The following is an 18,655-nucleotide window of genomic DNA, read 5'->3' on the forward strand; positions in this document are numbered from 1 at the left end:
CTTTCCCAATACATTCTGAAAAAAAAATAAGTATGAACTGGCTCAGGAACGGATCTTGCCGAATGTCGGAAAATCTCTTATTTAAATCTATATGCATCCTTATGTGTGTCCGAAAAATAGGCCTCTGGTTTTCCAGACGTTCGTTCCAGAACCGGATCTTTCTGCTGATTTTATTTACGTCAACTGTTGTGATGTTGGCAATGTCCTGGTATCTCACAAATATCACCAAAGACCGATTGCATTATCAGGTTGGCCAGCGTGCACTAATTCAGGCGATGCAGATCTCAGCAATGCCTGAATTGGTTGATGCGGTGCAGCACAACGATCTTGCGCGCATCAAGGCGTTGATCGATCCGATGAGATCATTCTCCGATGCCACTTATATCACGGTTGGGGACGCAAAAGGCCAGCGTTTGTACCACGTGAATCCCGATGAGATTGGTAAATACATGGAGGGGGGAGACAGCGATGAGGCGCTGTTTAATGCGAAAAGCTACGTCTCCATTCGCGAAGGCTCTTTAGGATCATCGCTGCGCGGTAAGTCGCCTGTTCAGGATCAAACCGGCAGAGTCATTGGCATCGTCTCTGTCGGCTATACCCTCGAACAACTTGAGAACTGGCTCAGTCTTCAGATTGGCTCGTTTATGTTTCCCATGGTGGTTTTATTACTTCTTCTCCTCTATTGCGCCCGACGGTTTTCTCTGCATATCAAAAAACAAATGCTGGACATGGAACCACAACAACTTTCTCAATTGCTTATCCAGCAAAGCGTCTTATTCGAATCGGTATTTGAGGGACTTATCGCCATCGATTCTTTTCAAAAAATTACCGCAATCAACCAAACGGCGCGGCGGATGCTCAGCCTCAACCAACCGGAATCCGAACTGATTGGCGAGGCCATAAGCAGCGTTGTGGTGCCAGAAACCTTTTTCTATGATGCCCAGAATAAAAATAAAAAAGATGAGATTGTCACATTCAATGGAATAAAAGTGATCGCAAGCCGCATGGCCGTGATCCTCAATAACCAACCACAAGGTTGGGTGATTAGCTTCCGCAGCAAAGATGATATTAATACTTTAAGCCTGCAATTAAGTCAGATTCAGCAATACGCCGATAACCTACGCGCGGTACAACACGAACATCGTAATCTGATATCCACTATTGCCGGGCTGCTTTTCCTCAAGCGATACGACAAGGCGTTAGCCCTCATCCAACAGCAATCGGATAGTCACCAGAAGGTGCTCGATTTTATCGCTCAGAATTTCAAGGATCATCATCTCGCAGGGCTGTTGATTGGCAAATATTATCGCGCAAAAGAGTTGGGATTAGAGTTAGTTTTTGATCCCGCTTGCTATGTCGAGTCACTCCCTTTATCACTGTCCCATAATGAATGGATCTCCATTGTGGGTAACTTATTGGATAACGCTTACAATGCGACCCTACTCAACATTGCGGGTTCACGCCAGATTGAATGCCTGATCAACAGCGAAGGTAGCGAAGTCATTATAGAGATTGCCGATCAAGGCATCGGAATTGATCAGGATATCCGCCAGCATATTTTTGAACGCGGCGTGACCAGCCGTGACAGTGGAGATCACGGCATCGGTTTATGGTTGGTGCGCAGCTACGTCGAGCAGGCTAACGGCAACATTATTATTGATAACAATAGCCCTTACGGCACCATTTTTACCCTTTATCTACCCTTTACCAGAGATGAAAATCATGGATAGGATTACGACGCTAATTATTGAAGATGAGCCTATGCTGGCGGAAATTCTGGTGGATACCATAAAGCAATCTCCGCAATTTCGAGTCATTGGTATTGCCGATAAAGTCGAAAGTGCTAAAAAACAAATTCGCCTGTATCAACCCGAACTTATTCTACTGGATAATTTCCTTCCCGATGGTAAAGGCATTGATTTAATTCGCCATACAATCAACACTCAATACTGTGGCCGGATTATTTTTCTGACCGCTGATAACCATATGGATACCATCAGCGAGGCGTTACGGTTGGGCGTGTTTGATTATCTGATTAAACCAGTACATTATCAGCGTCTGCAACATACCCTCGAACGATTTGCTCGCTATCGGGGCTCGCTACGCTCCAGCGAACAAGCCAATCAGACGCATATCGACGCCCTATTTAATATCCAGGCGAAAGAGCAGATAGCGGAACCTATTTCTGGCCTTCGCGGAATTGATGAAAACACCTTCAACCGCGTACTACAAATCTTTACTGAATCGCAAATCGTGCACACAGCCGACTCATTAGCCCACATTCTGGGTAGCAGTAAGACAACCGCCAGACGCTATCTGGAACAAGGTGTAAAAAACAATCAACTCGAAGCCGAAATTAGTTATGGCAAAGTCGGCAGGCCCGAACGGATTTATCGCAGAAAGGAACCGCGATTATGAGGGTAACGCGTAATTGACGACCAGCTGTCCTTTTTTCATTTTCACCTGAGTAATCATCACCAACTTAATTTCAGACAGTTCAGTAACGTGCGTTCCCCCACATGGATAAGATGGTAAATGACCGAATCCTATATATCGCAGCCCATTTTCGAATGTTACATAGCGAGGGAGATTTTCAGTTTGCCAGGCACGAATTTTCATGAGTAATGACTGCGCATCCGGCAGCGAATGGCCCTCAGAAGGAGCAAAAGTAATGCGCCCCTCACCTGGCCAGTGATGGGCTTTTACAGGCTGCCAGCCGAATGTTTCACCTGCACTACCAATCAGATGACCAGCCGAATGCCAGCGTGCATGAAGATGACGTAATTCACCGTCGACACTGAGCGTGACCGGGCCTGGCGCGACAGGCGTGGCGGTGCGATGCCATACCGTATCACCGTCGGCGAAGACTCGTTGTACGGGCACGCCGTCGATGGTTCCGCCATCAGAAGGCTGACCGCCTCCCTGTGGATGAAAGAGCGTCTCATCCAGCTCAATCACATAACCGTCCTCCCCATCGGGAATACATTGCACAACATTGGCCTGGCCCTGTGTCTCATCACAGGTGTAGTAATTTCGTGTTGTCATCTTCTTCCTCCTGATTACACGACCAGTATATTATCTTCACTGGCTTTGATAATCCGTTGTGCCCTCAACACACTTTTGCCTGGCAGACACAAATGAATACCACCCTACTTCCCGATCTCGCTACCTTTGTTCTGATTGTCGATCAGGGCAGCTTCTCTGCCGCCGCACGAGTTTCCGGCGCGACACCTTCGGCAATGAGCCGCTGCGTTTCACGCCTTGAGCAGGCGCTGGGTAATAAATTACTGCACCGCACAACGCGCAAACTGCGGCTGAGTGAGTCCGGGCGTAGCGTGTACGAACATGCGCAAATGATGCTCGACGCCGCCAGACAGGCAATGAATGCTGGCAGCAGCGTGCAGGATATCGCGCAAGGCATCCTGACTATCAGCGTGCCCAAAGCCGTCGGGCGATTTGTTATCCACCCCCTCATGCACGAATTTCTGGTCCGTTATCCGCAGGTTGATGTACGGCTGCGCCTGGAAGATCGGTATATGGATTTAATTGATGACGGCGTCGACCTGGCGCTGCGCATTACCGACTCGCCTTCTCCCGGCCTGCACGGTAAGCCGTTAATACCGATTAAACATCTGATTTGCGCCACGCCGGAATATCTGCGCCAGCACGGCACACCCGAGAGGCCGGAAGATTTACGCCAGCATAGCTGCATCAGTCTTGGCGAAACGCCAGCAGACTCACGCTGGAAATTTCGTAAGCGTGGCAAAAGCGAAACCATTCAGACCCACGGACGCTATGCCGCTAACCACACCGGCGTGCGCCTCGATTCGGTGCTAAACCATCTGGGGATAGGCAGCCTGCCGCTGTTTACCGCAAGTGCGGCACTGACGCGAGGCGAGATAGTTCAGGTGCTGCCAGACTGGGAATTTATTAGCGACTATTCCGGGCAGCTCTGGCTACTGTGGTCGTCAGGAAAGCATATGCCCGCCAGAATGCGGGCAATGATTGATTATTTAAGTGAGAAGATGCCGCAGGTCTCGCTTACGGCGCCTTACTGAGTACGTCTGCAACCCAGGCGCGGAATGCATCAATATCGATGCCCAGGGCCACCTGCGCATTCGCGGGTTTCCCCAGACGGCCTTCAATGTCCACCACAGTCGTGCCCGCCGTGTATGTACCCTGGGTTTCCACCGCCACAAAGCAGGATTTCAGGGTAAAAATGTCCGGGCGCGCCAGCCAGGCAATCGCGCAGAGATCGTGCATCCGAAGCCCGGTCGCCATACTGCCGCTGCGGTAGTGGCTAAACAGGGCATGCAGCATTTTCCCGGTTTGATTTCCGGCAGGCAGCATAGACAGATAATCCGGGGTAAGCGTTGCATGGTTAGTCACATCCAGACCGCACATCACAATCTCCAGCCCGCTTTCGAAGACACGCGCGGCCGCCTCCGGGTCGATGGCAATATTAAATTCGGCGTTCGGCGTGAAGTTACCGCGTCCGGCAGAGCCCCCCATTATCACCAGACGACGAATGTTGAACTGACATTCCGGGTAGTGGGATAACAGCAGGGCGATGTTGGTCAACGGGCCAATCGCTACCAGTGTGACTGGCTCCGGTGAAGCCATGAGCACATCGCGGATCGCCTGAAACGCTGGCTTTGCCAGCGGCTGGCGCTGATGTTCAACAAAGTTATAGCCTTCCATGCCGGATTCACCGTGGACACTTGCCGCATCGCGCAGCGGGCGCAGCAACGGCGTTGCCGCCCCTTTCGCTACCGGAATATTGGCATTCCAGAAGTGAAGCAATTGCAGGGCGTTACGGGTGGTTTTCTCCAGCGAGACATTACCTGCGACCGTGGTCATCAGTTTGAGATCAAGCTCAGGAGCAAAAAGCGCGGCGGCAATGGCAGCCGCGTCGTCAATACCAGGATCGGTGTCGAGAATAATCGGCAGGCGCATACATCCTCCATAAAAAATGCCAGGCGTCAGGCCTGGCATCTTCTCATAAACTCAAAGCGAAAAAGTTATTCGACTTCGCGAACATCGACCCGCAGCTCTTTCGGAACTTCGAAAACGATATTTTCTTCACGGCCTTCCAGCGGAATGGCTTCCCCACCGCCAAGTTCCTGCAGACGGGAGATAACGTTTTGCACCAGAACGTCAGGTGCCGATGCCCCGGCCGTTACGCCAACGCAACTGATTTCGCGCACCCACTCTTCCTGAATATCAGAAGCATCATCGATCAGGTAAGCGGATTTCCCCATACGCTGGGCCAGCTCCGCCAGACGGTTGGAGTTCGACGAGTTCTTCGAGCCGACAACCAGTACCACTTCCGCCTGTTCCGCCAGTGCGCGCACGGCTTCCTGACGGTTGGTCGTGGCGTAGCAGATATCATCTTTACGCGGCCCGACAATTTTCGGGAAGCGCTGACGCAGCGCATCAATCACGTCGGAAGTATCATCCACGGAGAGTGTCGTCTGCGTCATAAAAGAGAGCTTATTGATATCTTTGATATTGAGCGTTTCTACGTCTTCCGGCGACTCCACCAGGTACATTCCCCCTTTCGGGTTGCTGTACTGCCCCATGGTGCCTTCGACTTCCGGATGACCAGCATGGCCAATCAGGATAGCTTCTTCCCCACGACGACTGGCGCGAGCGACTTCCATATGCACTTTGGTCACCAGCGGGCAGGTGGCATCAAAGACGGTCAGGTCGCGGCTTTTCGCTTCGTTACGTACTGCCTGTGAAACACCGTGAGCAGAGAAAATCAGGATCGCGCCGTCCGGCACTTCGCTGATTTGCTCGATAAAAATCGCCCCGCGTTCACGCAGGCTGTCTACCACGTAACGGTTGTGGACCACTTCGTGACGGACATAAATGGGCGCGCCATAAATCGCCAGCGCGTTTTCAACAATGCTAATCGCGCGGTCTACGCCCGCACAAAAACCACGTGGGTTAGCCAACAGGATCTGCATGCATCCCCTCCAGTGCCGGTTCCACTTCCAGCACGTCGACATCAAAATGAACGGTCTGCCCTGCCAGCGGATGGTTAAAGTCAACGGTAATAGAATCACCGTTGATCTCACGGATCACGCCTGGCATTTCGCTGCCATCCATTGCGGTAAAGAGCATAATCGCGCCGATTTCCGGCTCCCCCGCGTCCATAAAATCACGGCGCGAGAAATACTGAATCAGATCGGGAACCGGCGTACCAAATGCCGCGTCCGGTTCCAGCGAAAACGCTTTTTTGTCGCCTGCTTTCAACCCCAGCAAGTGCTGCTCAAGCCCTTCGGACAGCGAACCATCCCCCAGACGAAACAGCGCAGGTTTACCATTGTTGCGGGTTGACTCAGCGGTGGAGCCATCTTCGAGTTTGAGCGTAAAGTGCACCAGCACCGCGCTATTACTCTGTACAGATTTTGACATGCAGGTACGCTCACTTGTTTTGCCCGGTGACGATAACGCTTACCGGGCCTGAGGATAACCCAGGCCGGGCAAGCGTAACGCCACCCGGCAGGTTTTGTTACGCCTGTTTCTTCGCAGCCGCGTTCGGCAGGAAGCCTTCCAGCACAATCAGCGCCGCGCCGACGCAAATGAAGCTGTCGGCCAGGTTGAAGGTGGCGAAATGCCAGTCGCCGACATAAAAGTCAATCATATCAACGACAAAACCGTGCCACAGGCGGTCGAACAGATTGCCTAACGCACCGCCGATAATCATCGCGTAGGCGATATTGTTCAGCTTCTGCGAGGCTTTTGAACGGTACATCAGTACCGCCAGCACGACAGAAATACCGATAGCGATACCGGCAAAGAACCAGCGCTGCCAGCCACCGCTGTCCGCGAGGAAACTGAATGCCGCGCCATAGTTACGCGCGTAATGCAGATTAAGCGACGGGAACAGCGGCACCGTATCCCCCAGCGCAAAATGCTGGAGGATAAGGAACTTGCTGCCCAGATCGATAATCAGCACGACGACGACCAGCCACAACCAGCGTAGCCCTGTTGAAAAGATCGGTTTACTCATCAGGCAAACTTACGTTTTTCGCCGTCACCGGCGACGTTGCTGACACAGCGTCCGCAGATTTCTGCGTGTTCCGCTACCTTGCCGACATCCTGAGTGTAATGCCAGCAACGCGGGCATTTCTCACCTTCGGCTTTGCTTAACGCCACTTTCAGACCTTTGAGCAGCTCGCTCTGTTGGGCATCAGCACAAGCGTTGGCATAATCTTCAACTTTCGCACCGGAGGTCAACAGGACAAATCGTAATTCGTCACCCAGCGCCGTCAGTTTCGCAGACAGTTCCGGTTCAGCGAACAGGGTCACTGCCGCTTCCAGCGAACCGCCCACTTTCTTGTCGGCACGCGCCTGTTCGATAACCTTGTTCACTTCGCCACGCACTTTGAGTAGTTCTTCCCAGTAGGCGTCGTTCATGGCTTCGGTTTCCGCCAGACCAAACAGCCCCTGATACCATTCGCCGGTGAACACATATTTTTCGCGCTCGCCTGGCAGGTAGCCCCAGATTTCATCTGCGGTAAAGGACATGATCGGTGCCATCCAGCGCACCAGCGCTTCTGCGATATGGTAAAGCGCAGTCTGGCAGCTACGACGGGCAACACTGTCCGCCTTTGCGGTGTACTGACGATCTTTGATGATATCGAGGTAGAAAGAGCCCATCTCGATGGAGCAGAAACGCATCAGGCGTTGCACAACTTCATGGAAATCATAGGAGTCGTACGCGCTGATGATATCTTTCTGCGCTGCCTGCGCGCAGCCAACCGCCCAACGATCCAGTACCACCATCTCTTCCGGTTTCACCATGTCTTTTGCCGGATCGAAACCATTGAGGTTCGCCAGCAGGAAGCGCGCGGTGTTACGAATACGGCGATAGCTATCGGCGGCACGTTTGAGGATCTCATCGGAAACCGCCATTTCACCGGTATAGTCGGTTGATGCCACCCACAGACGCAGGATATCCGCGCCCAGTTTGTTCATCACATCCTGCGGAGAAACGGTATTACCGATAGATTTGGACATCTTACGGCCCTGACCATCTACGGTGAAGCCGTGGGTCAGTACCTGGCGGTAAGGTGCTTTGCCTTTCATCGCGACGCTGATCATCAGAGACGACATGAACCAGCCACGGTGTTGGTCAGAACCTTCCAGATACATATCCGCTGCGTGGCCGCCAAATTCCGGACGCGCGTCAACCACAGAGTAGCTTGTTGAACCGGAGTCAAACCAGACGTCCAGGGTGTCCGGCACTTTCACGTAGTTATCAGCGTCATCGCCCAAAATTTCGCGCGGATCGAGATCCCACCATGCCTGAATGCCGTCTTTCTCAACGTATTTAGCGACCGCTTCCATCAGTTCAGTGGTACGCGGATGCAGCTCTTCGGTGTCTTTATGCACGAACAGCGCCATCGGCACGCCCCAGGTACGCTGACGGGAGATACACCAGTCAGGACGGTTCGCGACCATCGATTCGATACGTGCTTTACCCCATGCCGGGATCCAGCCGCTCAGGTTCTCTTTCGCCAGACCTTCCTGCTCAATGCGATCGATCTCTTTGAGAGACTGAATGCGCAGGCCTTTCTGATCCATGCTGACGAACCACTGCGGGGTCGCACGGAAAATGATCGGCGACTTGTGGCGCCAGCAGCACGGATAGCTGTGTTGCAGTTTTTCGACATGCAGCAGTGAACCGTTGTCACGCAGCAGGTTGACGATAATGTCGTTCGCTTTGAAGACGTTTACGCCATCCAGAATCGGATACGTACCCGGCAGATATGCCCCATCCGGGCCAACCGGGTTAGCGATTTCCAGACCGTATTTTTGGCTGATAGTATAGTCATCAGGGCCATGACCACCAGCGGTATGCACTGCACCGGTACCGGCTTCCAGCGTCACGTGGTCGCCCAGGATCGCAGGCACATCAAAATCGAGGAACGGGTGTTTAAAGCGCATCAGCTCCAGGTCAGAACCTTTCACCACGCCCAGCACGGTAAATTCACTGATACCAGCGCGTTTCATCACGCTTTCCAGCAGATCTTTCGCAAGGATCAGCGCCTGCCCTTCAACCTGCACCAGCGCATAGTCAAATTCCGGGGACAGAGAGATCGCACGGTTCGCCGGCAGCGTCCACGGGGTAGTGGTCCAGATAACCAGAGAGACAGGACCGTTAACACTGGCAACGCCAAATTTCGCTTTTACCGCGTCGACATCGACGGCATGGAACGCAACATCGATAGACGGAGAGGTTTTGTCGTAATACTCAACTTCCGCTTCCGCCAGCGCAGAACGGCAGTCAACGCACCAGTGCACCGGCTTGGCGCCTTTATGCAGGTGACCGTTACCGATGATTTTACCCAGCGCACGGATAATGTTGGCTTCGGTTTTGAAGTCCATGGTGCGATACGGATGTTCCCAGTCGCCCAGTACGCCAAGACGGATAAAGTCTTTACGCTGGCCGTCAATCTGGGTCGCAGCGTATTCACGGCATTTTGCACGGAATTCCGCGGCGGTGAATTTTTCACCCGGTTTACCAAATTCCTGCTCTACTTTCAGTTCGATAGGCAGACCGTGACAGTCCCAGCCCGGCACATACGGCGAGTCGTAACCCGCAAGGCCTTTGGACTTCACAATAATGTCTTTCAGAATCTTGTTAACAGAGTGACCAATATGAATGCTGCCATTCGCATAAGGAGGGCCATCATGCAGAATGAAGGTTTTTTTGCCTTTTTTGGCTGCACGAATGATGCCGTACAGGTCATCATCAGTCCAACGCGCCAGCATTCCCGGTTCGCGTTTGGCGAGGTCGCCACGCATCGGGAACCCTGTTTCCGGCAAATTCAGGGTTGATTTATAGTCACTCATCAGATTCTCGGTTCCGTATTTATCACACAGGCATTTAAGCCGGGTTTGATAGCCCAAAAAACTCGCGGGCGGTTAACTCATCACGCGCGATCTGCGCTTTAAGCTCATCCAGCGATGTAAATCGCTGCTCGTTGCGTATCTTTTTACGCAGTATTACATCTATATGGCGTCCATAGAGGTCCATTACAACATCCAGCAGATGGACTTCAAGCTGCTGGCGAACCCCGGCAACCGTCGGGCGCGTACCAATGTTGGCCACGCCGGGCAGTAAAGTATCGCCTAAGCCAGCCACTTCTACCGCATAGACACCTTTGACCGGGGAAACCTGACGGCGCAGCGGTATGTTCGCCGTCGGAAAACCGATAGTACGCCCCAGCTCGTCGCCGTGAACCACACGCCCGGAGATACTGAACGGACGGCCCAGCAGTTGTTCAGCGAGCTCAAGGTTGTCATCAGCCAACGCCTGGCGAACTGCCGTACTGCTCACGCGCGCGCCACCAGAGCAGAAGGTTTGTGTGCTGGTAACATCAAAGCCGTATTTCAAACCGGCTTTCTGTAATAACAAGAAATCCCCCTGGCGACCAGCGCCAAAGCGGAAGTCATCGCCCACGGCGAGGAATTTCACGCCAAGTTTGTCAACCAGCAGGTCGCTGACGAAGGTTTGCGCCGTCAACGCGGCAAAACGCCGGTCAAAACGTACGCACAGTACGTAATCGACGCCACATTCGGCCAGCAGGCGCAGTTTTTCCCGCAGTCGGGTCAGGCGCGCAGGCGCTTTATCGCTCGCGAAAAGTTCGAGAGGTTGCGGCTCGAATATCATCACCACTACGGGGAGAGCACGGGTACGACCTTCTTCGCTAAGCCCTTGTAAAAGCGCCTGATGGCCGCGATGCACGCCGTCGAAATTACCAATAGTCAGCACACACCCGTGCGGTGCCTGGCTGAGATTATGTATGCCGCGTATCAGCTTCATGTCTGGCTCAAAACAGTGAAAATCGTCAAAGTATACCTTGTACAACGTGCAACGTTAACCGACGATTGCCCGAACCCGCCAGAAAGGAGAAGGATTTCATCAGGCTGCCTTCTTACCGCATGAAAAACTGGGCCGGAAAGCGATTTTTATAGTGGAAAGGCTGTATTCGATGACCACAAGCTGGTAGAATCCTGCGCCATCAATACGTAACGTAGCGTCGCACATTAACGGCGCTTATTTGCACAAATCCATTGACAAAAGAAGGCTAAAAGGGCATATTCCTCGGCCTTTGAATTGTCCATATAGATCATATTTGGGAGTTGGACCTTGGCTAATATCAAATCAGCTAAGAAGCGCGCCGTTCAGTCTGAAAAGGCTCGCAAACACAACGCAAGCCGTCGCTCTATGATGCGTACTTTCATCAAGAAAGTGTACGCTGCGATCGAAGCTGGCGACAAAGCTGCTGCACAGAAAGCATTTGACGAAATGCAACCGATCGTGGATCGCCAGGCCGCTAAAGGTCTGATCCACAAAAACAAAGCTGCGCGTCATAAAGCAAACCTGACTGCACAGATCAGCAAACTGGCTTAATTGCCCGCTTGTTGTACTTTGTGAAAGAACCCGCGTAAAGCGGGTTTTTTTATGCCTGCTACCCGACGTCGATGCCGAGTAATGTCTGTAACCCCTGCCGACCTTTCGCAGTCAGCGCGACTTCACGAAACCCGGGCGTCCGGCGGATCCACCCCTTCGTTTCAAAATAAATAAGCAACACCGCTCCTGCATGCCCGCCCAGATGAAAGCGCCGCTCGCTCCAGTCAAGACAGGCACAGCTAAGTTTACGCGTTGATTTATTTTCCAGCGGTAAACCCATCCGGATAAAAAATGCCAGCCCTTCTTCGGTAAGCGACGCACCATCCGCGGCCAGGTAATCTTTCGCCACCAGCGCGTCATAAATGTTTACCGCCAGCTCACCAGCCAGATGATCGTAACAGGTGCGCGCATGCCGCAGCGCCACAGGCGTGCGTGTGGTTAAAGGTTTATCCTGCCGCCAAGAAATGCCCATCATCATTTCAATCAACCGGGCAATCTCCTGGCCTGCCAGACGGTAGTAACGATGACGCCCCTGTGACAGGAAACAGACCAGTTGGCTGTCAACCAGCTTACTCAAATGTGCGCTGGCGGTGGAGGCCGCAACGCCTGCCGCCACACTCAATTCCGTTGCCGTCCATGCCCGCCCATCCATCAGCGCACACAGCATTTTCACGCGTGATGGATCGGCCATCGCTGCGGCAACTGCCGCGACCGAAAGCTCAAGTGTGTCGTCATCAGAAAGATGTTCAGGATGAAGTTGCATAAACCGCCCAGGGTTCTGTTGCCTCGCTGGCAACGAGATCATTATCCGTCACCAGTATGAGCTGATTTGCGTGATCGCTATACTGCACGAGAATATTTACGCCATGGGATGCAAGCGTTGCCGTTATCTCGCCCAGCTCGCCGGGCCGCTCCTGTTTGAGCTTACGGATCACAGGCCTGCGCAGCTCGCGGACATCAAAACCGTGTTGCTCCAGTACCGCTTTCGCCCGTATGCCCTCTTCCACCAGAAAGTGGGCATGCCCTTCATTATTGTGGGTAAAGACACCGCCGCCCTCAAGACCAATACCGTTGCTGCCCAGCGTTTTGCCCAGTTTCGCCAGCTCACCCGGCAGGTTTTTGAGTACTACATAAATATCGTACATCACCTTACCTCCGGTTTTCCGATGAATATTCCCGTTCCAGACGGGCAATACGGATGCGATAAAACGAAAAAATTGCCTCGCGCCCCTCCGTCTGCGCCTCACGGTGAAAATGATTATTTTTCCATGTCTGAATGGCTTCCTCATCACGCCACCAGGATAACGAAAGTATCTTCCCCGGTGTGGTCAGGCTTTGAAAACGTTCAATCGCGATAAAGCCATCGATATCAACAAGCAGCGGTTTCAGTTCCGCAGCCAGCTCAAGGTAGCGCTCTTGCTTTGCCGCAACCGCGTCGGCTTCGAAAAGTACAGCAATCATGATTTATCTCCTGTATGGGTAGGAGAGATAAATCTACCGTGCTGAAAAAGTCATGCTTCGGTGGTTAACGAAATATGGCGCGTATCATCAGAGGTCATGAAATAGCCGGGAGTAATCACGGTTACAAATACGCTGTACGGCGGGGTGCTGAATCATTCGTTCAGCAAAAATGGCGTGGTACTCTTCCATCACGTTATCCACACGCCCAATTTCGACGATATTCTCATCGGCAAAATAGTCTTTTGCATAGAGCGTCGGAGCCACAAAAATGGCATTGTGCGCTGCGCCAAACGATTTCATTAACGCCGCATCATCAAACTCGCCCAGCACTTCAACATTCAGCCCCTGCGAATTAAACCAGTTAAGCAACTTACGCCCGAGCATCGACCGACTGCCCGGAATAAGTAAGCGACGCTCTTCAAGACAGGCAGGAAAAGGCATGCTAAAAGTAGGTTGCCAACACCAGAAGCTGACGCTGCACTCGCCAATTTTCACCGAAAAGAGCCCTTCCTGTTGGGTAGAATCAATTGGGCAATCTGAAATAATCATATCGAGCTTATGCTGGCTCAACTGTTCGAGCAGCATTTCATGGGTGGATTCAAAACAGCGTAAATGGATAGGCTCACCTTCCTGAACCGCAGCCTCAAGAATACCGCTCACAAGTTGTTTAGACAGCGCATCCGCAACCCCGACATCAAACAACAAATGCGACTCTTTGCGATAATTAACGATATCCAGCATTTCCTGGCTTAGCGTAAACATCTTATTGGCGTAACGAAAAACCAGTTCACCAAGTTCCGTTGGTTCCAGCCCCCTTCCCCGGCGCTTAAAGAGCTTGCCCTGCAGGCGCTCTTCCAGCGCCTTGATTTGCCCGGTGATGGTTTGTGGCGTGAGGTATAACGCTTCCGCAGCACCGACAACGGACCCCGCACGGTATACCTGCCAGAAGTAATACAGATGGTTGTAATTGATATTCGACATCGTGTCTTCGCTCCCTGAGTGACATTTTCGGGAAGGCCATCGTTCGCCTTCCCATCACGGGATTAGCGGACTATGCGCGAGCGCAGCAGACAGTATCCCACCACCGCCGCCAGGATTGAACCTGTAAGAATGCCTAATTTCGCCCAGGCAACCATATGTGTATCGACGTCACCAAACGCCAGAGTGGCAATAAAAATCGACATGGTAAAACCAATACCGCACAGCACGCCGACCGCCATAATTTGTTTAAACGCCGCCCCCTGCGGTAGTTTTGCCAGTTTCAGGCGAAGCGCCAGCCAACAAAAAATGGTTATGCCGACAGGTTTACCAATAAACAGACCGGCAATCACCCCCATTGGCAACAGCGACGTCAGCCCGGCAAAGGTTACCCCTTCAAGCGATACGCCCGCATTAGCAAAGGCAAACAGAGGCAAAATCAGCCAGCCAACCCAGGGGTGGATCGCATCAATCACCTGACGGGCCGGAGAGATGCCATTCTCCTCTTTCAGAGGAATGAAGAAGCCCAGTACGACCCCGGCCAATGTGGCATGAATGCCCGATTTCAACACTGCCGTCCACAACACTATGCCCACCAGCATATAGATGCCGATTCGGCGAACATTAAGGGCATTCAGTACCGCCAGCGCCACGATGGCCGCCGCCGCAACGCCCAGCGATACCAGCGAGAGATCGCTGGTGTAAAACAGCGCGATAATAATGATCGCACCCAGATCATCGATAATCGCCAGCGCCATCAGGAAGATTTTCAGCGCCGGGGGAATGCGATCGCCGAGCAGTGCCAGAACGCCAAGGGCAAAGGCGATATCCGTCGCCGCAGGAATCGCCCAGCCGTGACGCGCCAGCGGATCGTGCATGTTAAACGCCAGGAATATTAGCGCTGGCACCACCATACCGCCCAGGGCGGCAATCACCGGGAAAATAGCCTGTTGGCGGCTGGCAAGCGAACCCTGCATCAGCTCATATTTCACTTCAAGGCCGACCATCAGGAAAAAGACCGCCATAAGCGCGTCATTTATCCATAACAGCATATTTTTATTGATTTCCAGCGCTGCAAACTTGAATGCAACTGGTGTATCAAGGAAAGCCTGATAACCTGCTTTGGTCACATCCAGATTGGCGCAGAACATCGCCAGTACGGCAGCAATGATGAGGACAATCCCGCCTGAGATATCACTGCTAAAAAAACGTTGTAGAAATTTCATGGTCTTCTCTCGATTTACGACTCCCTGGGGCGCTTATATTACCCCGCCAGAATCATCGATAAAACCAGATAAATTTTGGGGATAAACTCGGTTTTACCGAGTATTAAACAACAAAAATAAAAAACCCGACGTAGGGTCGGGTTTTATAGTAATTGAGCACCAGATTAACGCGTCAGGTCATCAAAGAACTTTTTGACACCGTCGAAGAAGCTTTTGGAGCGCGGGCTGTTGTGTTCACCTGTCGGTCCACCAAAGCTTTCCTGCAAATCCTTAAGCAGTTGTTTCTGCTTTTCGTTCAGGCCAACCGGCGTTTCAACCACCACGCGACACAGCAGATCGCCCTGCGCGCCGCCGCGTACCGATTTCACACCTTTACCGCGCATGCGGAACAGCTTGCCGGTCTGAGTTTCGCCAGGGATCTTCAGGTTGACGCGACCATCCAGCGTCGGAACCTCGATTTCTCCCCCCAACGCCGCCATAGCAAAGTTAATGGGGACTTCGCAGTACAGGTTGTTACCTTCACGCTCAAAGATAGCGTGCTGTTTCACCTGCACCTGAACGTACAGATCGCCTGCCGGTGCGCCGTGCTCACCCGCTTCACCCTCACCCGCCAGGCGGATGCGATCGCCCGTGTCCACGCCTGCCGGAATTTTAACGGACAGGGTTTTGGTTTTTTCTACGCGACCATGACCGTGACATTTGTTGCACGGATCTTTAATCAGCGTACCGCGCCCCTGACAGTGCGGACAGGTCTGCTGAACGGCGAAGAACCCCTGGCGCATCTGCACCTGGCCGGAACCATGACAGGTCGGACAGGTCTGCGGCTGGGTACCGGCTTTCGCGCCGCTGCCGTGGCAAACGTCACACTCTTCCAGCGTCGGGATACGGATCTCTTTACTGACGCCGCGAACGGCTTCTTCCAGCGTCAATTCCATGTTGTAACGTAAATCGGCACCACGCGCCGCACGCTGGCGACCACGGCCACCGCCAAAAATATCGCCGAAGACATCGCCAAAGATATCGCTAAAGTCAGCGCCGCCGCCAAATCCGCCGCCGCCGAACCCACCGCCGCCCATGCCGCCTTGTTCAAACGCCGCATGGCCATACTGGTCATACGCAGCACGCTTTTGCGCGTCGGTCAGGACTTCGTACGCTTCTTTGATCTCTTTAAATTTGGCTTCGGCCTCTTTATCACCCTGGTTACGGTCCGGGTGATATTTCATGGCCAGGCGCTTGTACGCCTTCTTGATTTCGCGCTCTTCCGCTGTTTTGGAAACGCCCAAAATCTCGTAGTAGTCTTGTTTCGCCATCTTTTTTTATCTACCCCTAACATGCGAGCACGGGCGTGGAGAAATCTCCTACGCCCGTGCCGATTAATTACCCTGCATCAGGGCGATTATTTTTTATCTTTTACTTCTTCGAACTCAGCGTCGACAACATCGTCATCTTTCGCGTTGTTCGCAGAAGCGTCAGCGCCACCAGCCTGCTGCTGTGCGTGCTGCTGCTGTGCGATTTCCAACAGTTTCTGAGAAGCCTGAGCCAGAGCCTGCATTTTCGCTTCGATGTCCGCTTTGTCTTCGCCTTTGAGAGACGTTTCCAGCGCGGTCAGCGCAGCTTCGATAGCGGTTTTATCTTCCGCTGGCAGTTTGTCGCCTGCTTCTTCAACCTGTTTACGGGTGCTGTGCAGCAGGTGGTCGCCCTGGTTACGGGTTTGAACCAGCTCTTCGAACTTACGGTCAGATTCAGCATTCGCTTCTGCTTCGCGAACCATTTTCTGAATTTCTTCCTCGTTCAGGCCAGAAGATGCCTTGATAGTAATCTTCTGCTCTTTACCGCTGTTTTTGTCTTTCGCGGATACGTGCAGAATACCGTCAGCATCGATATCGAAGGTCACTTCGATCTGCGGCATGCCGCGCGGTGCCGGGTTGATACCATCCAGGTTGAACTGACCCAGAGATTTGTTATCAGACGCACGTTTACGTTCCCCCTGCAGCACATGGATGGTTACCGCAGACTGGTTGTCTTCTGCAGTAGAGAACACCTGGCTGTGCTTGGTCGGGATAGTGGTGTTTTTGGTGATAAGCGCAGTCATCACACCGCCCATGGTTTCGATACCCAGAGAGAGCGGGGTAACGTCGAGCAGCAGAACGTCTTTCACATCACCGGTCAACACACCACCCTGGACCGCAGCACCGATAGCAACGGCTTCGTCCGGGTTAACGTCTTTACGCGGCTCTTTACCAAAGAACTCAGCGACTTTCTTCTGTACCATCGGCATACGGGTCTGACCGCCGACCAGGATAACGTCCTGCACGTCGGATACAGACAGGCCAGCGTCCTGCAGCGCAACTTTCAGCGGCTCGATGGAACGGTTTACCAGGTCTTCAACCAGGCTTTCCAGTTTCGCGCGAGTCACTTTGATGTTCATGTGTTTCGGACCAGTGGCGTCTGCAGTGATGTACGGCAGGTTCACGTCGGTCTGCTGAGCGGAAGAGAGCTCAATTTTCGCTTTTTCTGCTGCTTCTTTCAGACGCTGCATCGCCAGCGGGTCGTTGCGCAGGTCAATGCCCTGATCTTTCTTGAATTCTTCAACCAGATAGTTGATCAGACGGCTGTCGAAGTCTTCACCACCCAGGTGGGTATCACCGTTGGTTGCCAGAACTTCGAAGGTTTTTTCGCCATCAACTTCGTCGATTTCGATAATAGAGATATCGAAGGTACCGCCACCGAGGTCGTAGACCGCGATAGTACGGTTGCCCACTTCTTTATCCAGACCGTAAGCCAGTGCAGCGGCAGTCGGTTCGTTGATAATACGTTTGACTTCCAGACCCGCGATACGGCCAGCATCTTTGGTTGCCTGGCGCTGCGCATCGTTGAAGTATGCCGGTACGGTGATAACCGCTTCAGTTACTGGCTCACCCAGGTAATCTTCAGCCGTTTTCTTCATTTTTTTCAGCACTTCTGCAGAGATCTGCGGCGGTGCAGTTTTGGTGCCTTTCACATCAAGCCATGCGTCACCGTTGTCAGCAGCGATGATTTTGTACGGCATGATAGAAACGTCGCGCTGAACTTCTTCGTCCTGGAAGCGGCGGCCAATCAGGCGTTTAATCGCAAACAGGGTGTTTTGCGGGTTTGTCACTGCCTGACGTTTAGCCGGCTGACCAACCAGAGTTTCACCATCCTGGGTATAAGCAATGATAGAAGGCGTGGTGCGGTCGCCCTCGGCATTCTCCAGCACACGCGCGGTAGTGCCATCCATAATCGCTACACAAGAGTTGGTAGTACCCAGGTCGATACCAATAATTTTACCCATCTAAACGTCTCCACTAAAAATTCGGTCAACATGTGGTTGTGAACCTGTAATAAGGGCGAATCGTGCGGTTTCAACTACCCTCGTTCGTTTTTTTTCAGGTCCACACATTGCGGTTGACTACAAGATGGGGTCGCAACGAAGCTCATCAAGGGGTAAGGAATAAAAAAATTTTTAATTTCCACCTGTTCAGATCATAGACACAGCCAGTGACGCTATTTATGATGCCGCGCCCCGCCTCCTCTA

The 18,655-nt window shown here is 52.6% G+C and carries 18 protein-coding genes and 1 pseudogene; 4 read left to right on the forward strand and 15 right to left on the reverse strand.

Annotation, left to right across the window (positions count from 1 at the left end; all coding sequences use genetic code 11):
• Positions 1–101: 101 nt before the first annotated feature.
• Positions 102–1,730, forward strand: coding sequence for a citrate sensor histidine kinase CitA (gene citA, locus ACS0RQ_RS23465; protein WP_271848875.1), 1,629 nt, complete (start codon positions 102–104; stop codon positions 1,728–1,730).
• Positions 1,723–2,418 (forward strand): citrate response regulator transcription factor CitB, encoded by a 696-nt coding sequence (gene citB / locus ACS0RQ_RS23470; protein ID WP_271848775.1) that lies wholly within the window; start codon positions 1,723–1,725, stop codon positions 2,416–2,418. The genes citA and citB overlap by 8 nt, the downstream gene beginning before the upstream one ends.
• On the opposite strand, the gene ACS0RQ_RS23475 is transcribed toward citB, so the two are convergent.
• Complete coding sequence (locus tag ACS0RQ_RS23475) at positions 2,413–3,045, reverse strand: alanyl-tRNA editing protein (protein WP_271848774.1); 633 nt, start codon at positions 3,043–3,045, stop codon at positions 2,413–2,415. The two genes, citB and ACS0RQ_RS23475, sit on opposite strands and share 6 nt — an antisense overlap.
• Positions 3,046–3,137: 92 nt before the next feature.
• Here ACS0RQ_RS23475 and ACS0RQ_RS23480 point away from each other — a divergent pair, with 92 nt between their 5' ends.
• Positions 3,138–4,058, forward strand: a complete 921-nt coding sequence (locus ACS0RQ_RS23480) for a LysR family transcriptional regulator (protein WP_271848773.1) — start codon at positions 3,138–3,140, stop codon at positions 4,056–4,058.
• On the opposite strand, the gene rihC is transcribed toward ACS0RQ_RS23480, so the two are convergent.
• The 7 genes and pseudogenes from rihC to ACS0RQ_RS23515 form a co-directional block, all read right to left on the reverse strand.
• On the reverse strand, positions 4,042–4,956 hold the full coding sequence (rihC, locus tag ACS0RQ_RS23485) for a ribonucleoside hydrolase RihC (RefSeq protein ID WP_271848772.1): 915 nt from the start codon (positions 4,954–4,956) through the stop codon (positions 4,042–4,044). The genes ACS0RQ_RS23480 and rihC overlap by 17 nt on opposite strands.
• Positions 4,957–5,021: 65 nt before the next feature.
• Entirely contained in the window at positions 5,022–5,972 is a 951-nt protein-coding gene (ispH, locus tag ACS0RQ_RS23490) for a 4-hydroxy-3-methylbut-2-enyl diphosphate reductase (RefSeq protein WP_039078302.1), read from the reverse strand.
• Entirely contained in the window at positions 5,953–6,423 is a 471-nt protein-coding gene (fkpB, locus tag ACS0RQ_RS23495) for an FKBP-type peptidyl-prolyl cis-trans isomerase (RefSeq protein WP_039078301.1), read from the reverse strand. The genes ispH and fkpB overlap by 20 nt, the downstream gene beginning before the upstream one ends.
• A 97-nt stretch (positions 6,424–6,520) precedes the next feature.
• Complete coding sequence (gene lspA / locus ACS0RQ_RS23500; protein WP_071193614.1) at positions 6,521–7,021, reverse strand: signal peptidase II; 501 nt, start codon at positions 7,019–7,021, stop codon at positions 6,521–6,523.
• Positions 7,021–9,870: an isoleucine--tRNA ligase gene (gene ileS, locus ACS0RQ_RS23505; RefSeq protein ID WP_125125356.1), complete on the reverse strand. Its 2,850-nt coding sequence runs from the start codon at positions 9,868–9,870 to the stop codon at positions 7,021–7,023. Before ileS ends, lspA begins: the two co-directional genes overlap by 1 nt.
• A 34-nt stretch (positions 9,871–9,904) precedes the next feature.
• On the reverse strand, positions 9,905–10,843 hold the full coding sequence (ribF, locus tag ACS0RQ_RS23510) for a bifunctional riboflavin kinase/FAD synthetase (protein WP_271848771.1): 939 nt from the start codon (positions 10,841–10,843) through the stop codon (positions 9,905–9,907).
• Positions 10,844–10,868: 25 nt separating this feature from the next.
• Positions 10,869–11,068, reverse strand: a pseudogene (locus ACS0RQ_RS23515) (DUF2575 domain-containing protein).
• A gap of 102 nt (positions 11,069–11,170) precedes the next feature.
• Here ACS0RQ_RS23515 and rpsT point away from each other — a divergent pair.
• Entirely contained in the window at positions 11,171–11,434 is a 264-nt protein-coding gene (gene rpsT, locus ACS0RQ_RS23520; protein WP_039078297.1) for a 30S ribosomal protein S20, read from the forward strand.
• A gap of 58 nt (positions 11,435–11,492) precedes the next feature.
• Here rpsT and ACS0RQ_RS23525 read toward each other — a convergent pair whose 3' ends face one another.
• The 7 genes from ACS0RQ_RS23525 to dnaK form a co-directional block, all read right to left on the reverse strand.
• Positions 11,493–12,197 carry an ArsR/SmtB family transcription factor gene (locus ACS0RQ_RS23525; protein ID WP_271848770.1) on the reverse strand — a complete coding sequence of 235 codons (705 nt, stop codon included), beginning with the start codon at positions 12,195–12,197 and terminating at the stop codon, positions 11,493–11,495.
• Positions 12,181–12,579, reverse strand: a complete 399-nt coding sequence (locus ACS0RQ_RS23530; protein WP_071193612.1) for an amino acid-binding protein — start codon at positions 12,577–12,579, stop codon at positions 12,181–12,183. Before ACS0RQ_RS23530 ends, ACS0RQ_RS23525 begins: the two co-directional genes overlap by 17 nt.
• Positions 12,580–12,583: 4 nt before the next feature.
• The gene (locus ACS0RQ_RS23535; protein WP_271848769.1) at positions 12,584–12,895 is read right to left on the reverse strand and encodes an antibiotic biosynthesis monooxygenase family protein; all 312 of its coding nucleotides are present in this window, start codon (positions 12,893–12,895) and stop codon (positions 12,584–12,586) included.
• A gap of 87 nt (positions 12,896–12,982) precedes the next feature.
• Positions 12,983–13,876, reverse strand: a complete 894-nt coding sequence (gene nhaR, locus ACS0RQ_RS23540) for a transcriptional activator NhaR (protein WP_271848768.1) — start codon at positions 13,874–13,876, stop codon at positions 12,983–12,985.
• Positions 13,877–13,938: 62 nt separating this feature from the next.
• A complete protein-coding gene (nhaA, locus tag ACS0RQ_RS23545) occupies positions 13,939–15,099 on the reverse strand; it encodes a Na+/H+ antiporter NhaA (RefSeq protein WP_271848767.1) in 1,161 nt (386 codons plus the stop codon).
• 164 nt (positions 15,100–15,263) lie between these two features.
• Positions 15,264–16,409 (reverse strand): molecular chaperone DnaJ, encoded by a 1,146-nt coding sequence (gene dnaJ, locus ACS0RQ_RS23550; RefSeq protein WP_271848766.1) that lies wholly within the window; start codon positions 16,407–16,409, stop codon positions 15,264–15,266.
• A gap of 86 nt (positions 16,410–16,495) precedes the next feature.
• Positions 16,496–18,412: a molecular chaperone DnaK gene (dnaK, locus tag ACS0RQ_RS23555; RefSeq protein WP_085005504.1), complete on the reverse strand. Its 1,917-nt coding sequence runs from the start codon at positions 18,410–18,412 to the stop codon at positions 16,496–16,498.
• Positions 18,413–18,655: the final 243 nt, after the last annotated feature.

It is taken from the genome of Phytobacter diazotrophicus, from assembly GCF_052061655.1.
Classification (GTDB): Bacteria; Pseudomonadota; Gammaproteobacteria; order Enterobacterales; family Enterobacteriaceae; genus Phytobacter; species Phytobacter diazotrophicus.

Bases quoted from the DNA above. Each gene is read 5' to 3' on its own strand.
- citA (WP_271848875.1), top strand. From the start codon at position 102: ATGTGTGTCCGAAAAATAGGCCTCTGGTTTTCCAGACGTTCGTTCCAG.
- citB (WP_271848775.1), top strand. From the start codon at position 1,723: ATGGATAGGATTACGACGCTAATTATTGAAGATGAGCCTATGCTGGCG.
- ACS0RQ_RS23475 (WP_271848774.1), bottom strand. From the start codon at position 3,045: ATGACAACACGAAATTACTACACCTGTGATGAGACACAGGGCCAGGCC.
- ACS0RQ_RS23480 (WP_271848773.1), top strand. From the start codon at position 3,138: ATGAATACCACCCTACTTCCCGATCTCGCTACCTTTGTTCTGATTGTC.
- rihC (WP_271848772.1), bottom strand. From the start codon at position 4,956: ATGCGCCTGCCGATTATTCTCGACACCGATCCTGGTATTGACGACGCG.
- ispH (WP_039078302.1), bottom strand. From the start codon at position 5,972: ATGCAGATCCTGTTGGCTAACCCACGTGGTTTTTGTGCGGGCGTAGAC.
- fkpB (WP_039078301.1), bottom strand. From the start codon at position 6,423: ATGTCAAAATCTGTACAGAGTAATAGCGCGGTGCTGGTGCACTTTACG.
- lspA (WP_071193614.1), bottom strand. From the start codon at position 7,021: ATGAGTAAACCGATCTTTTCAACAGGGCTACGCTGGTTGTGGCTGGTC.
- ileS (WP_125125356.1), bottom strand. From the start codon at position 9,870: ATGAGTGACTATAAATCAACCCTGAATTTGCCGGAAACAGGGTTCCCG.
- ribF (WP_271848771.1), bottom strand. From the start codon at position 10,843: ATGAAGCTGATACGCGGCATACATAATCTCAGCCAGGCACCGCACGGG.
- ACS0RQ_RS23525 (WP_271848770.1), bottom strand. From the start codon at position 12,197: ATGCAACTTCATCCTGAACATCTTTCTGATGACGACACACTTGAGCTT.
- ACS0RQ_RS23530 (WP_071193612.1), bottom strand. From the start codon at position 12,579: ATGTACGATATTTATGTAGTACTCAAAAACCTGCCGGGTGAGCTGGCG.
- ACS0RQ_RS23535 (WP_271848769.1), bottom strand. From the start codon at position 12,895: ATGATTGCTGTACTTTTCGAAGCCGACGCGGTTGCGGCAAAGCAAGAG.
- nhaR (WP_271848768.1), bottom strand. From the start codon at position 13,876: ATGTCGAATATCAATTACAACCATCTGTATTACTTCTGGCAGGTATAC.
- nhaA (WP_271848767.1), bottom strand. From the start codon at position 15,099: ATGAAATTTCTACAACGTTTTTTTAGCAGTGATATCTCAGGCGGGATT.
- dnaJ (WP_271848766.1), bottom strand. From the start codon at position 16,409: ATGGCGAAACAAGACTACTACGAGATTTTGGGCGTTTCCAAAACAGCG.
- dnaK (WP_085005504.1), bottom strand. From the start codon at position 18,412: ATGGGTAAAATTATTGGTATCGACCTGGGTACTACCAACTCTTGTGTA.